This is a genomic window from Sphingopyxis sp. DBS4, assembly GCF_024628865.1.
GTDB lineage: Bacteria > Pseudomonadota > Alphaproteobacteria > Sphingomonadales > Sphingomonadaceae > Sphingopyxis.
In genome coordinates this window covers 1-12564 of sequence record NZ_CP102388.1, presented here as the reverse complement: position 1 = coordinate 12564, position 12564 = coordinate 1, and the positions used below count along the sequence as shown (strand labels likewise).

General features: G+C 62.2%; 15 protein-coding genes. 11 read left to right on the top strand and 4 right to left on the bottom strand.

Translation table 11 applies throughout. The annotated features are described in order from the left end of the window. Nucleotides 1-6: 6 nt before the first annotated feature. Genes NP825_RS23125 through NP825_RS23075 form a run of 11 tightly spaced genes read left to right on the top strand, consistent with a single transcriptional unit; the run spans nucleotide 7 to nucleotide 11051 of the window. Entirely contained in the window at nucleotides 7-387 is a 381-nt protein-coding gene (locus NP825_RS23125; protein ID WP_006964400.1) for a TrbC/VirB2 family protein, read from the top strand. An 18-nt stretch (nucleotides 388-405) separates the two neighbouring features. Further along, nucleotides 406-738 (top strand): conjugal transfer protein TrbD, encoded by a 333-nt coding sequence (locus NP825_RS23120; RefSeq protein ID WP_026149854.1) that lies wholly within the window; start codon nucleotides 406-408, stop codon nucleotides 736-738. Continuing rightward, nucleotides 735-3314, top strand: a complete 2580-nt coding sequence (locus NP825_RS23115; RefSeq protein WP_006964396.1) for a VirB4 family type IV secretion/conjugal transfer ATPase — start codon at nucleotides 735-737, stop codon at nucleotides 3312-3314. Before NP825_RS23120 ends, NP825_RS23115 begins: the two co-directional genes overlap by 4 nt. Further along, nucleotides 3301-4020, top strand: a complete 720-nt coding sequence (locus tag NP825_RS23110; protein WP_006964394.1) for a VirB8/TrbF family protein — start codon at nucleotides 3301-3303, stop codon at nucleotides 4018-4020. The genes NP825_RS23115 and NP825_RS23110 overlap by 14 nt, the downstream gene beginning before the upstream one ends. Before the next feature lie 17 nt (nucleotides 4021-4037). Further along, nucleotides 4038-5021, top strand: coding sequence for a P-type conjugative transfer protein TrbG (gene trbG / locus NP825_RS23105; RefSeq protein WP_006964392.1), 984 nt, complete (start codon nucleotides 4038-4040; stop codon nucleotides 5019-5021). A 2-nt stretch (nucleotides 5022-5023) separates the two neighbouring features. Next, nucleotides 5024-5797, top strand: a complete 774-nt coding sequence (locus NP825_RS23100; RefSeq protein ID WP_145206860.1) for an SPOR domain-containing protein — start codon at nucleotides 5024-5026, stop codon at nucleotides 5795-5797. Nucleotides 5798-5809: 12 nt separating this feature from the next. Then, nucleotides 5810-7177 (top strand): TrbI/VirB10 family protein, encoded by a 1368-nt coding sequence (locus NP825_RS23095; RefSeq protein WP_026149855.1) that lies wholly within the window; start codon nucleotides 5810-5812, stop codon nucleotides 7175-7177. 25 nt (nucleotides 7178-7202) lie between these two features. Further along, nucleotides 7203-7958, top strand: coding sequence for a P-type conjugative transfer protein TrbJ (gene trbJ / locus NP825_RS23090; protein WP_022675885.1), 756 nt, complete (start codon nucleotides 7203-7205; stop codon nucleotides 7956-7958). Between the two features lie 9 nt (nucleotides 7959-7967). Further along, nucleotides 7968-8210 (top strand): EexN family lipoprotein, encoded by a 243-nt coding sequence (locus NP825_RS23085; protein WP_145206861.1) that lies wholly within the window; start codon nucleotides 7968-7970, stop codon nucleotides 8208-8210. 10 nt (nucleotides 8211-8220) lie between these two features. Continuing rightward, nucleotides 8221-9936, top strand: a complete 1716-nt coding sequence (trbL, locus tag NP825_RS23080) for a P-type conjugative transfer protein TrbL (RefSeq protein WP_030092735.1) — start codon at nucleotides 8221-8223, stop codon at nucleotides 9934-9936. A 2-nt stretch (nucleotides 9937-9938) separates the two neighbouring features. Continuing rightward, complete coding sequence (locus tag NP825_RS23075) at nucleotides 9939-11051, top strand: transglycosylase SLT domain-containing protein (RefSeq protein WP_145206862.1); 1113 nt, start codon at nucleotides 9939-9941, stop codon at nucleotides 11049-11051. Nucleotides 11052-11071: 20 nt separating this feature from the next. Here the strand turns inward: NP825_RS23075 and NP825_RS23070 are convergent, their stop codons facing one another. From NP825_RS23070 to NP825_RS23055, 4 genes are read right to left on the bottom strand one after another with little or no spacing between them, the layout of a single operon-like run. After that, nucleotides 11072-11371 carry a hypothetical protein gene (locus NP825_RS23070; RefSeq protein ID WP_013041567.1) on the bottom strand — a complete coding sequence of 100 codons (300 nt, stop codon included), beginning with the start codon at nucleotides 11369-11371 and terminating at the stop codon, nucleotides 11072-11074. Continuing rightward, complete coding sequence (locus NP825_RS23065; RefSeq protein ID WP_013041566.1) at nucleotides 11364-11606, bottom strand: hypothetical protein; 243 nt, start codon at nucleotides 11604-11606, stop codon at nucleotides 11364-11366. Before NP825_RS23065 ends, NP825_RS23070 begins: the two co-directional genes overlap by 8 nt. Then, a complete protein-coding gene (locus tag NP825_RS23060; protein ID WP_006964370.1) occupies nucleotides 11606-11932 on the bottom strand; it encodes a helix-turn-helix domain-containing protein in 327 nt (108 codons plus the stop codon). Before NP825_RS23060 ends, NP825_RS23065 begins: the two co-directional genes overlap by 1 nt. Further along, nucleotides 11929-12303, bottom strand: coding sequence for a type II toxin-antitoxin system RelE/ParE family toxin (locus NP825_RS23055; protein ID WP_013041565.1), 375 nt, complete (start codon nucleotides 12301-12303; stop codon nucleotides 11929-11931). Before NP825_RS23055 ends, NP825_RS23060 begins: the two co-directional genes overlap by 4 nt. Nucleotides 12304-12564 lie beyond the last annotated feature (261 nt).

Genomic DNA, 12564 nt, shown 5'->3' with positions numbered 1-12564 from the left:
TGACATATGACGTTGTTTTGGAATGACGCCGCCGCCCGCCGTAAGGCGCTCATATGGGGTATGCTGGGGCTGGCGCTCGTCATGCTCCTGCTCTGGCCTCACGCGGCTTGGGCCTCGGATACCACGGGCGGCCTGCCTTACGAATCCTATCTGACCAAGGTGCGCCAGTCGATGACCGGCACCGTCGGTTATACCTTCGCCCTCGTCGGCATCGTCGTTGCCGGTGGTGTCCTGATCTTCGGCGGCGATCTCAACGGCTTTGTGCGAACGCTGTTGCTGATCGTCCTCGTCGCCTCGATGCTCGTCGGCGCTAACTCGGTCCTGTCCTCCATCACGGGCGGCGGTGCGGTGATTACCGGCACCGCTTCGCCCGCGCTGGCAGGCTAAAGGGGAGGGCCGGTCAACATGGCTCTGCGATCAGTGCCTATTCGCCGCTCTGGCGTCCGCAACAATCTGTTTTTGGGTGGGGACCGCGAGCTGGTCATGCTCACGGGCCTAGCGTCGATGGCGCTGATCGTTCCGGCCATCAATTCCTTGAAGGCGTGGGCCGCTGGCCTGCTGATCTGGTTTGCAGGCGTGTGGGCCTGTCGTCTCATGGCGAAATCGGACCCGCTGATGCGGTTCGTTTACATGCGGCACCGCACCTATCGCCCCTACTACCCGGCTCACTCCACGCCCTTCCGCAAGAACGGCCGCCTGCAATTCCGCCGCTACCGGCAACCGGGGAAGAAAAAATGATCCAGACAATCGCTGTCGTCATAGCGATCTTCGGGGCGGCCCTGCTCGCGGTCCTCGCCTTTGCGTCCTTCGCCAACGCGGCCGAACGCAAGCTGGCCCGGTATCGCTCCAAGGATGAAGGGCTTGCCGATCTGCTCAACTATGGGGCGATGGTCGATGATGGCGTAATCGTCGGCAAGAACGGCTCGTTCATGGCCGCGTGGATTTATGAGGGCGACGATAACGCCAGCTCCACCGACCGCCAGCGCGATATGGTCAGCTTTCGGATCAACCAAGCTCTCGCCGGGCTGGGCAATGGCTGGATGATCCACGTTGACGCGCCGCGCCGCCCTGCTGCCGCCTACTCGGCTGCGGGTCTGTCACATTTTCCTGACCCGGTGACGGACGCCATAGATCAGGAAAGGCGCGAATTATTCCAGTCCCTCGGCACCATGTATGAGGGCTATTTCGTCATTACCGCGACCTATTTCCCTCCGGTCATAGCGGAGCAAAAGTTTGTCGAGCTGATGTTTGACGACGATCGGGAGCGGCCGAACAACAAGCAACGCACGGCCGACCTGGTTGAACGCTTCAAGCGCGAAATCACCACATTTGAAAGCCGTCTGTCCTCGGCCGTGAAGCTGACCCGCCTTCGCGCTCACAAGGTCGAAAATGAGGACGGCTCGACCGTGACGCACGACGACTTTTTGCGGTGGCTGCAATTCTGCGTCACCGGCAAAAATCAGCCGGTCGTGCTGCCCTCGAACCCGATGTATCTCGATTCCATCATCGGCGGTGTCGAAATGTGGACGGGCGTAATCCCGCGCATCGGCAACAAGTTCGTCCAGACGGTAGCGATCGAAGGTTTCCCGATGGAATCGACGCCGGGCATCCTCTCGGCGCTGGGCGAGCTGCCGATTGAATATCGCTGGTCCACGCGGTTCATATTTATGGACCTCCATGAAGCTGTGAAACACCTTGAGGATTTCCGCAAAAAGTGGCGGCAAAAGGTTCGCGGCTTCTTCGATCAGGTTTTCCAGACCAACAGCGGCAAGATAGATCAGGACGCCCTTTCGATGGTGGCCGATGCCGATAATGCGCTGGAGGAAGTCAACTCCGGCCTTATTGCACAAGGATACTATACCGGCGTCGTCGTCCTAACGGACGAAAGCCGCGATAAGGTAGAACAGGCCGCGCGCCAGCTTGAAAAGGCTATCAACGCACTCGGTTTCGCGGCCCGTATCGAGACGGTGAACAACCTAGAGGCGTTCTTGGGCACGCTGCCGGGGCATGGCGTCGAAAACGTCCGCCGCCCGATCATCAACACCATGAACCTAGCCGACCTGATGCCGACCAGCTCGATATGGACCGGCCTCGATCATGCGCCGTGCCCGATGTATCCGCCCAGCTCGCCCCCGCTCATGTCTGGCGTCACCAACGGCTCCACGCCGTTCCGGCTCAATCTCCACGTCCGCGACGTGGGGCATAGCTTCATCTTCGGCCCCACGGGCGCAGGCAAGTCAACGCTGCTCGGCCTGCTCGCCGCCCAGCTCCGCCGCTATCCCGGCATGTCCATTTTCGCGTTCGACAAGGGCCTGTCGCTCTACCCGCTGGCGAAGGCGGTGGGCGGGGCGCATTTCACTGTCGCCGGGGATGACGAAAAGCTCGCCTTCTGCCCGCTCCAATTCCTCGAAACCAAGTCCGATCGCGCATGGGCAATGGATTGGATCGACACAATCCTAGCCCTCAACGGCGTGGCGACCACGCCCGCGCAACGCAACGAAATCGGCAACGCCATCGTCAACATGCACGCCAGCGGGGGCAAAACCCTCTCTGAATTTGTGGTCACGATTCAGGATGAAACGGTGCGCGAGGCGATCCGCACCTACACGGTGGACGGCTCTATGGGCCATCTTCTCGATGCGGAACATGACGGCCTGAGCCTGTCGGAATTTACCGTGTTTGAAGTCGAGGAGCTGATGAACCTCGGTGAAAAATACGCGCTGCCGGTCCTCCTCTATCTTTTCCGGCGTATCGAGCGATCTTTGAAGGGCCAGCCTGCCGCGATCATCCTTGATGAAGCATGGATTATGCTGGGGCATCCCGCCTTCCGGGCCAAAATCCGCGAATGGCTCCGGGTGCTGCGCAAGTCCAACTGCCTTGTTCTCATGGCAACGCAAAGCCTGTCTGACGCCGCAAATTCGGGCATCCTTGACGTTATCGTGGAGTCCACCGCGACCAAGATTTTCCTGCCGAACGTCTATGCGCGCGATGACGATACCGCCCAACTCTACAGACGCATGGGCCTCAATACACGCCAGATTGAAATCTTGGCGACGGCCATCCCCAAGCGCCAATATTACTATCTCTCGGAACAGGGGCGGCGGCTCTTTGAGCTGGCGCTAGGCCCCGTGGCCCTGTCCTTCGTCGGCGCGACCGACAAGGAATCCATCGCCACCATTAAGGCCCTTGAAGCGGCCTATGGCCCGGCATGGGTCAACGAGTGGCTGGCCATCCGTGGCGTCGAATCCACCATCAATATCGGCCGCGCGGCGGCGGCCCCCTATACCTCGGAGAAGCTGCATGAGTCTGTTTGACAAGCTGCGGGGGCGGCGAGCTGCGGAAAGCGCCCCGGTTGATCCCAACCCCTACCTGAACGCGCGGCGGCAATGGAATGAGCATGTGGGCGGCATCGCTGCCTCGCGGCGCTTGTGGCAGACTATGGCAATCCTTTCGATGCTGATCGTCCTCGCCGCTGTCGGCGGCATCATAGCGATTGGCAGTCAGTCGAAATTCATCCCTTACGTGGTCCGCGTGGACTCGCTGGGGGACGCGATAGCGACCCAGCGGGCCGATGTGGCTTCGCCGGTCGATGCGCGCGTGGTGCAAGCGCAAGTCGGCTCCTTCATCCAGTCGGCCCGCATGGTGACGGCTGACGTTGAACTCCAAAAGCAAGCCATTTTCCGGGTCTATGGGATGCTCGCGCCGAACGATCCGGCGTTGGCAAAGATGACCGACTATCTCAACGGCAATCCCGACAATACGCCTTTCGCCCGCGCGGCGCGGGAAACCGTGTCGGTCGAAATCGCCTCGGTAATTCAGCAAACCAAGACCTCTTGGCAGGTCGATTGGACCGAGACGGAGCGCGATCGGCAAGGCCAGCCTATCCAGCCTCCGGCGAAAATGCGCGCGCTCGTCACGATCCGCGTTGCGCCGCCCAGCTCGGCCACCACGGAGGAACAAATTAAGCAAAACCCCTTGGGCGTGTTCGTCCAAGATTTCTCTTGGTCGCGCACACTCTGATGGGAGGGACAATCAACATGAAGAAGATCGCCTATTTCGCCGCCGCCCTCGCGGCGCTGCCTTCGATCGCGTCCGCGCAGGACGGCCCGCCGCTTCCCGACGACATGCCGCCCGCGAACGCGCCCATGCCTGCCGGGGGAGGGGCGCAAGTAGATCCCAATGCCTATATCAGCCCGCGCAATCCGAACCTGACGCGCACCCAGCGCGAGGGTCTGTCGATCGCGCGGCGCTGGCAGGCGGAAAGCGCCGAAGGCATCAAGCCGGTGCCGGGCACCGAAGGCGCGGTATTGTTCGCCTTCGGCACCTCCGAACCCTCCGTGGTCTGTGCTGTGCTGCAAATCTGCGATGTGCAGTTGCAGCCGGGCGAGAACATCAATTCGGTCAACGTGGGCGATAGCGCCCGCTGGCTGATCGAACCGGCCGTTTCCAATTCCGGGCCGAACGAAACCCAGCATCTTATCATCAAGCCGCTCGATGCGAACTTGAATACAACGCTGATCGTGACGACCGATCGCCGCACCTACCATATCCGGTTGGTGTCGCACCGGACGCAATTCATGTCGCGGGTGGCGTTCACCTATCCCGATGAAGCGCAAGCCAAATGGGCCGCTTTCCGCGCTCGATCGGACACGGCGCGCGCCGAAAACACGATGGCGGTGCCCGATGGCGCGCGCGGGACGGGCAGGGGAGGGAGCGAATATCTCTCCAATCTCGATTTCCACTATAGCGTTGACGGCCGCGCACGCTGGAAGCCCGTCCGGGTTTACAATGATGGCGTCAAAACCATCATCGAAATGCCGCACGCGATGGAGCAGACGGAAGCGCCATCGCTGCTGATCGTCCGGGCCGGGGGCAGCGTCTCCAAGGCGGCTGATACCTCCATCGTCAATTACCGGCTCCAAGATGGCCGCTACATTGTCGATCAGATTTTTGACCAAGCGGTCCTCATCTCCGGTGTCGGCAAGCGCCAAGAGCGCGTCACCATCACAAGGGGGGGCTGATCGTGCGCGGTGCGATTTTTGTATCAGTGGCTTTCCTGCTTACGAGCTGCGCGGGCGTTTCGCACCGGGACAGCTTCGCCGTTCCGGCTCCTCCCGATCAGGCCCAAGCCCTCGTTGACGATTCCGTGGCGGAGCTGGTGAAACTCTACCCGCCTGCGATTAGCCGGGTGCTGATCCCGACTACCGGGGGCGGGGCCTATGGTGACGGCTTGCGCTCCGCGATGCGCCAAGCAGGCTATGCGGTGATTGAGGCGGGCAAGGGCGTGAAGCCCGATCCTGCGGCCACGCCGTTGCGCTATTACGTCGATCAGCCAATTGCCGATTCCTACCGCGTGACGCTGCGGGTCGGCGCGCAAACTTTCTCCCGCATCTATGGCGTGGATGAAAAGGGTATCTACCCGTCTGCCGGGTGGGCGCTCGATCTGACCGGCGCAACGCCGGAGCTGATCGAACGGGCGAACCGGCCCGTAGCGCCTGCCGCACCTCCTCCCGTTCCGTCGCCCGTCGCCAGCACGCAACCCGGCTTCGGCGGCAATGGAACAGAGGCCGGAACGTGGTCTGTCAGCCTGACGGGCTTCTCCTCCGAAAGCGCAGCACGCGCCTATTGGCGCGCGACGGCGCGCCTTCGCCCTTCGTGGGCGAGCGTGACGCCGCGCTTTGTCCAAAACGGACGCTCTCACGGCATCCAATTCGGACAGTTTCAATCCAGCGCGACGGCGCGCGCCAAGTGCAAGGGCATCCGTGCCGCGCGCTGTGGCGTCGTCAAGGCCGGGTAAGGGGATAGGTTTATGTCTGATGCTGATAGCATGTCGCCGGAAGCCTCGCCGGGCGGTGCAGCGGACGGGAACAGCGGGCGCTTGGTGACGGGAGTTCGCAGGGTCAATAATGCGCCGCTGCTGATCGTCCTCGGCATTGTGGCGCTGTTCATCGCCATCGTGGTGTCGATTATGATTGATCGCTCCTCGGACAATGCGGCGACCAAGGTTCAACCGGCTGTCGGTCAAAGCTCGGCCGATGTTGCGAACAAGGTTGCGGGGACCGCTCCAAGCGGTGCTGCGGAAGTCATGGCGAACGCGCCCCCGCTGCCGCCTGCCGATGGCATCCCGGTCGCGCCGGTCGATCCCAATGCGCCGCCAACCGTCACCGCCTCGCCAGCGCAACCCAACGGCCCCACGGCGGCCGATCTGCGCCGGGCACGCATGGAAGCGATACGCGAAGCACGCCTTGCCCAATTTGGCAGCGCCGTGCGCTCTCCTACCGCCCTGAAATGGCAGGACGGCCGCAATGGGGCATCCTCTGGCGCTGGCGGCATGAGTGGCGGCGCTGATCCGGCAACCCAGCTCGTCGCCCTGCAACAGCAAATGGCCGCTGCAATGGCGCAGGGCCGCCAGCCCTCGGCCTCCGACATTGCCACCCTTACGGCCCTGTCAAACCAAGTGGCCGGGGGAGGAGCCGGAGCCGGGCAGGGTGCCGCCAATGCCCGCCCGCCTGCCAACTATGGCCAGTTCGCCAACAATGCGGGTGGCAATCGCTGGGCCTCGAACAGCCAAGTAGAAGCGCCCTCCCGCTACCAGCTCCGCGCGGGCTTCGTAATTCCCGGCACGCTGATCTCCGGCATCAACTCGCAAATACCGGGGCAGATTGTCGCGCAAGTTTCCCAAAACGTGTTCGATACCGCGACGGGCCGCTATCTCCTGATCCCGCAAGGCTCCCGCCTTGTCGGCGCGTATGATTCCAACCCGGTCTTTGGGCAGACGCGCGCGCTCATCGCGTGGCAACGGATCATCTTTCCTGACGGCAAGGCGATCGACCTTGGCGCTATGCCGGGGTCGGACAGCGCGGGCTATGCCGGGTTCCATGACCAAGTGAACGCGCATTGGTTCCGTATCTTCGGCTCCGCTCTGCTCATGTCTGGTGTGACCGCTGGCGTAACCCTTAGTCAGCCGCAAACCGGCCTCAACGCCAATGGCACCATGTCCGCCAGCCAAGCCCTTAGCCAAGCTCTCGGCCAGCAGCTCGGACAGACCACGGCGATGATGATTGAGCGCAATCTGAACATATCGCCCACGCTGATTATCCGGCCCGGCTTCCGCTTCAATGTGGTCGTCGTGAAAGACCTCACATTTTCAAAGCCTTACCGCTCATTCGATTATTGACGCCAGATGAAAGGGAGCAAGCAAAATGAAGTCTCGAATTTTAGCCGCTAAAATTTCTTTGGCGATCACTCTCGCGCTGGCGGCCCCGTCCGCCAATGCGCAAATCTCGGTTATCGACGTTGCGAACGTCCGCCAGACAACCGTTTCCGCGCTGCAAAACGTCGCCACGGTGGCGAAGCAAATCCAGCAGTATCAGACGCAGCTACAGCAATACCAAAATATGATTCAGAACACGGTCGGCGCGCCGGTCCAGCTCTGGCAGCAGGCTACGCAAACGATCGACAGCCTCCAAGGGCAGGTCAATCAAATCAGCTCGTTCGCTCGTCAAGCTGGCGACGTGAACACCTACATGAATCAATTCAAAAATCCGTCTTACTATCAGACCAATGCTTGCACGTTCGGGAACTGCACGGCGGCGCAGCGCGCGGCGGCTCTGTCCGCTACTCGCGCCCGCACGACAAGCCAGATGGCCGCAAATGCCGACGCTATGAACGGCATCAACAGCGCCATGACAACGCTTGCGTCTGACGGCCAGCGCCTCGACCAGTTGCAGGCCAATGCCACGGGTGCGAGCGGGCAAATGCAAGCCCTGTCCTACGCCAATCAATTTGCGGCCCAACAAGCCAGTGAGTTGCAGAAAATTCGCGGCGTCCTGCTCGCGCAAAGCGCCGCGCTGACGGCTCAATCGCAATATCAGCTCGATCGCGATGCTGCGGCAACAGAGGCATCGGCCGCAATGCGGAAAACCAAACCGACGCCGATCGGAACCTATCAGAATTAAGGAAAGCCCATGCCGAAATTGCGTCAACTTATCGCCGCGTCCTGCTGCACCGCTACACTTCTTCTCGCGGCCTGCGGCAAGTCCGAGGCCGAACCGAAAACGATGCTCTATTACTCTCAACACCTAGACGAAGCCCGCGAGAAGGTCGCCCGATGCAAATCCGGCGTCGAAACCGACGCGGAGTGCCAAGAAGCGGGCAGCGCACTAGCGCACGAAACCAAGCCGACGCCGATCGGAACCTATCAGAATTGAGGATAGCACTATGAAGGCTCTGGCTCGCCTACACCTGTCCGCCTTGGGGGTGGCGCTCACGCTCGCCGCGACTCCCGCCTATGCGCAATCGCAAGGTATGCTCGATAATGTTCTGAACAAATATAAGAGCATGGCGGCGGCGTGGGCGAGCGTCTTCACAACGCACGCGACAATTCTATTCGGCACACTAGCGGCGGTCAGCCTCATTTGGACGTTCGGGGTAATGGCGTTGCGCCGCGCCGATCTTGGCGAATTTGCTTCGGAAGCAATTCGCTTCGCCATCTTCTGCGGCTTCTTCTGGTGGCTGCTCATCAACGGCCCGGCGATCGGCTTGGCGATCATTGAAGGGCTGCGCTCGTTGGGTGCGCAGGCATCCGGCCTGCCTAACAATCTCGCGCCATCGGGTATTGTGGACATTGGTTTCGACATTTTCCGCCAAGCTGTCGAAGCGTCCAGCGTCCTAACTCCGGTCGATTCCGCTCTTTCTATCTTGGTTTCGCTGGGCATCCTGATTGTTTTGGCTCTCGTCGGCGTGAATATGCTGCTGCTGTTGGCCTCCGGCTATGTCCTCGCCTATGCCGGGGTTATCTTTTTGGGCTTCGGCGGCGCGCGGTGGACCAGCGATATTGCGCTGAACTATTTCAAAACGGTGGTCGCGGTGGGCGCGTCCCTGATGACGATGGTTCTTATCGTCGGCGTCGGCAAAACCTTCCTTGACCAATATTATGCCGCAACGGGCGAGGGTTCGTCTCTCCAAGATTTAGGGACCATGCTTGTCTTCGCGGTCGTCCTTCTGGCGCTCGTAAACAAGGTTCCCGCGATGGTCGGGGGCGTTATAAGCGGCGGCTCGATCCACGCGGCGGGCGGTATCGGAGCCTTTGGGGCAGGGGCCGCGCTGGGTGCTGCCGGGATGGCCGCTGGGGCGGCGGCCACGGGTGGGGCTATGATCGCTGCTGGCGCGATGAACGCTGCGGGTGGAGCCAGCGCGATCAAGGCCGCCTTCGCTGCCGCTGGTGGGAGCGGTGGTGAAGGCGGCCAAACCGGCATGGGAGGCGGGCAACCGCTTTCGTCGGCGGGCGACATGCCGGGAGGCGGCGATAACGGCGGCGGCGGTGGCGGTGGGGGCGGCGGCACGCCCCTTAGCGTCGCTATGGGCGGCGATGGCGGTTCCCCCCCGGCCAATGACAACAGCGGCCTTCAAGGCGGCTCGGAAGCCGCCAGCGCGGGCGGCGGCACGGCTGCAAGCGCCGCTGCGGGTAGCGAGGCGGCCGATCGTGAAGACGGCAACGGCGGCGGCGCTGCCGGTGGCTCGCCTGCGGGGGAGGGGGAGGCCAGCTCCGCCAGCTCGCAAGGTGAAGGCGCGCCCGAAAGTGGCGACACTGGCGGCACGCAACGCACCGGCCTTAGCCGTGCGGCGAAAACCGCAAGCATCCTCGGCGGCGCTGCCGCTGGTATGGCGGTGGGCGCTTTGAAAGAGCGGGTGGGAAATACGGTGGGCGGCCGACTGGCGGCCAATATCCGCGCGTCGGCCGCCTCGGCATCGTCGGGAAGTGAAACGCTCGCTCCCGCGACCGGCGCGGGCAGTCCCGCCAGCTCGTCCGATTCATCGCCACCCCCCACGGCGCAATTCGCGGGCGATACCATTTCGGCCGCCCGTGATGCGGGCGACATGGAGACGCCAGAGGATGAAGTTGCGGCCTTCGTCCAGAGAAGGGGGGACAGCTAATCATGGCCGCTGATCTGCCTCCGGTTGTCATAGAAGAACGGGTGCAATGCTCGATCGCGGCGGCGCTGCGCTATAACATTCCGGCGAACGTCATGCTGGCGGTCGCGGAACAAGAGAACGGTCGGCCCGGCGCGCGCGTCCAGAACACCAATAACACCGCCGATCTTGGCTCGATGCAGCTCAATTCCAGCTATATTCAATCGCTGGCACGCTACGGCATCCGGCCCGAATATGTGCTTGCGGCGGGGTGCTATCCCTACAACCTCGCTGCATGGCGTATCAGAAACCATATCCGGGATGACAAGGGCGACCTGTGGACGCGGGTTGCCAATTATCATTCCCGAACGCCGGTCCATAATGCCCGCTATCGGGCGCTGATTATGGCGAAAGGTGCGCGCTGGGAGGCGTGGCTTTCCTCGCGCTATAATACCTACAGCGTGAACGGCATCCCGGTAAGCGGCGGCGCTCCTGCTGCGCGATCGGCCTCGATCCCGCTCACGATCACGGCGGCCGACGCGACGGGCGGGGGCCAGCTCGCGGCGCAACCGGCGATCGTCCAGCCCCAAGGCAGCGCCGACGCCTCGGCGGGCTATGTCGCCTCGATCTTGGCCGCTGCGTTCAATGCTCGCATAACCGATACGTGGCGGGCGCTGGAAGCCAATTACGGGGCCGCCAACAGCTTTCACAAATATGGGCAGGCGGTGGATTTCGTGCCGCGTGCCGGGCTGCACACGATCACGCGCGAGCAAATCCGCGCCGTGATGGCGCAACATGGTGTTCGCGTGGCGGAGCTGCTGGGGCCGGGGGACCGGGGCCATGCCGATCATTGGCATCTGGCTTTCTATACCGGCGATCAGACTCGGCCGCTCGATCGCGCTCAAATTGTCGTCGCCAGAGCGGAACGCGGGGTAGGGGGCCTAACCTCGGCGGCCGTGCAGCCGATGGCCAGCTATGAGGCTGCGCCAGCTCCACAAGCCCGCGTCATGGCGGCTCGGCCGAACGCCGCGCCTATTTCCGTTGCGGTGAATTTCCGGCGCGACATGCTGCATCCTTCGCCTACCGATCCCACGGCGGACCCGCGATTTATTCCGCGCACAATCACCGCCAGCAATTGAAGCGACGGCGCGCTAGGCGCTCAATTCGGCAAGCCGGTGTGGGCGCTGATCCCCATCCCGGCCAGCTCCTCAATGAGCCAGTCTCGAAAGTCCGAAATGGATTTCGCGCCTTCGGCCCTCAAGGCGGCAACGTCTTCCTCTTTGAAACTCCAATCGTCCTTGCCGATGTGGCGCAAGGCGCGCCAAACGCAATGCTTCTGATAGCTGTAGATCGCGCAACGGAGATACCCGCGAACGATCTTTTCCATAGCCGCATCGTCATTGCGGTGGCGATCTAGCAATGCGTCAAGGTCGGCTACGGACGGATTGGGATCAAGCATGGTCGGCCTCGATCTGTAGGGCGAGCTGGGCGAGGCGATCGGGAGCAAGCAAGTCGTCGGCCGCAAGGTCGATAGCGAAGGGTTCGCCGGGTTCGGGCGGCCGTCGATCGGCGGCGAAAGCGGCAAGATAGGGTTGCGCCGCGTCGGTTTCGATCCAGCGCCAGAAGGCAGGCCCTTGGCCGAATAGCCCGGCCTCGAACATATCGAGCCGGGCTTGCGCGAAATCATCGCACATTAGGCGAAGTGGATCACGGCCGATTCAGTGGTCCGCCCCTGCGGGCGCACGACAATATCGACCTTGCAGCCAAGCCGGGTGAGCATGGCTAGAAGCCGCTCAACCGAGACGCTGCGGAACTGGCCTCGCAGGATGCGCGACAATTCCGGTTGGGTAGATCCCGTAACCTTGGCGGCGGCGATCTGCGTCAACTTCCGCTCCTGCATGGCCTCGGCCACACGGGTAACGAGCTGGGCTTTCAAAAGGTGGGTGTCGGGGTCGGCAAAGCCTAGATCGGCAAAGACATTGCCGCTGCCTTCCTCAATGATTTCGTCCTGTGCGCTCATGCTGTGCCTCGCGGGGTCTGGTGTTGCCGGTGATGCTCCTCGGCGGATTTCAGCCGCGTTCGGATCAAATCCATATCGGCCTGCGGCGTGGCCTTGCCCTGCTTGGATTTCTTCTGGAAGGCGTGCAGGACATAGACCGCCTCCGCGAATTTGACTGTATAGACCGTGCGGAACGTATCGCCTTGGTGGTCGTCTATGATCTCGACCACGCCAGCGCCGCCAAAGCCCTTCAACGGCTTAGTGCTGGCGTGCTGCCCGCCTTGCTGCGCAAGGTGCAGGGCATAGCCCATTACGTCCTGCACATCGTCCGGGAACTCCCGAAAATCGCGCTTTGACGATGCCACCCATCGAACCGGCCGTTCCGTATCCATCGCGGCTATTATGCACAAATATACATAGCCCGCAAGCGGAAATTATGCGCGTATGTGCATATTGCCAGCTCGCTATGCCGATTGAGGCGACCGCGATCGGGGCGGCTCAATCGAGCGCCCTGCGCGACGAATGTATCAACGCCGGGGATGCAGGGCCGTAATTTTATGCTAGAGGCCCGGCGCGGCCCACGCCCCCCAATTTGTGCGGCCGTCCACTTCCGACGATGGCCCGCAAGGACTAGCCATCGTCGGAAGACCAAC

Excerpts from the sequence above, each read along its gene's own strand:
- NP825_RS23085 (WP_145206861.1), top strand. The coding sequence starts at position 7,968 with ATGCCGAAATTGCGTCAACTTATCGCCGCGTCCTGCTGCACCGCTACA.
- NP825_RS23075 (WP_145206862.1), top strand. The coding sequence starts at position 9,939 with ATGGCCGCTGATCTGCCTCCGGTTGTCATAGAAGAACGGGTGCAATGC.
- NP825_RS23065 (WP_013041566.1), bottom strand. The coding sequence starts at position 11,606 with ATGTGCGATGATTTCGCGCAAGCCCGGCTCGATATGTTCGAGGCCGGG.
- NP825_RS23070 (WP_013041567.1), bottom strand. The coding sequence starts at position 11,371 with ATGCTTGATCCCAATCCGTCCGTAGCCGACCTTGACGCATTGCTAGAT.
- NP825_RS23110 (WP_006964394.1), top strand. The coding sequence starts at position 3,301 with ATGAGTCTGTTTGACAAGCTGCGGGGGCGGCGAGCTGCGGAAAGCGCC.
- NP825_RS23120 (WP_026149854.1), top strand. The coding sequence starts at position 406 with ATGGCTCTGCGATCAGTGCCTATTCGCCGCTCTGGCGTCCGCAACAAT.
- NP825_RS23060 (WP_006964370.1), bottom strand. The coding sequence starts at position 11,932 with ATGAGCGCACAGGACGAAATCATTGAGGAAGGCAGCGGCAATGTCTTT.
- NP825_RS23115 (WP_006964396.1), top strand. The coding sequence starts at position 735 with ATGATCCAGACAATCGCTGTCGTCATAGCGATCTTCGGGGCGGCCCTG.
- trbG (WP_006964392.1), top strand. The coding sequence starts at position 4,038 with ATGAAGAAGATCGCCTATTTCGCCGCCGCCCTCGCGGCGCTGCCTTCG.
- trbL (WP_030092735.1), top strand. The coding sequence starts at position 8,221 with ATGAAGGCTCTGGCTCGCCTACACCTGTCCGCCTTGGGGGTGGCGCTC.
- NP825_RS23125 (WP_006964400.1), top strand. The coding sequence starts at position 7 with ATGACGTTGTTTTGGAATGACGCCGCCGCCCGCCGTAAGGCGCTCATA.
- NP825_RS23095 (WP_026149855.1), top strand. The coding sequence starts at position 5,810 with ATGTCTGATGCTGATAGCATGTCGCCGGAAGCCTCGCCGGGCGGTGCA.
- NP825_RS23055 (WP_013041565.1), bottom strand. The coding sequence starts at position 12,303 with ATGGATACGGAACGGCCGGTTCGATGGGTGGCATCGTCAAAGCGCGAT.
- trbJ (WP_022675885.1), top strand. The coding sequence starts at position 7,203 with ATGAAGTCTCGAATTTTAGCCGCTAAAATTTCTTTGGCGATCACTCTC.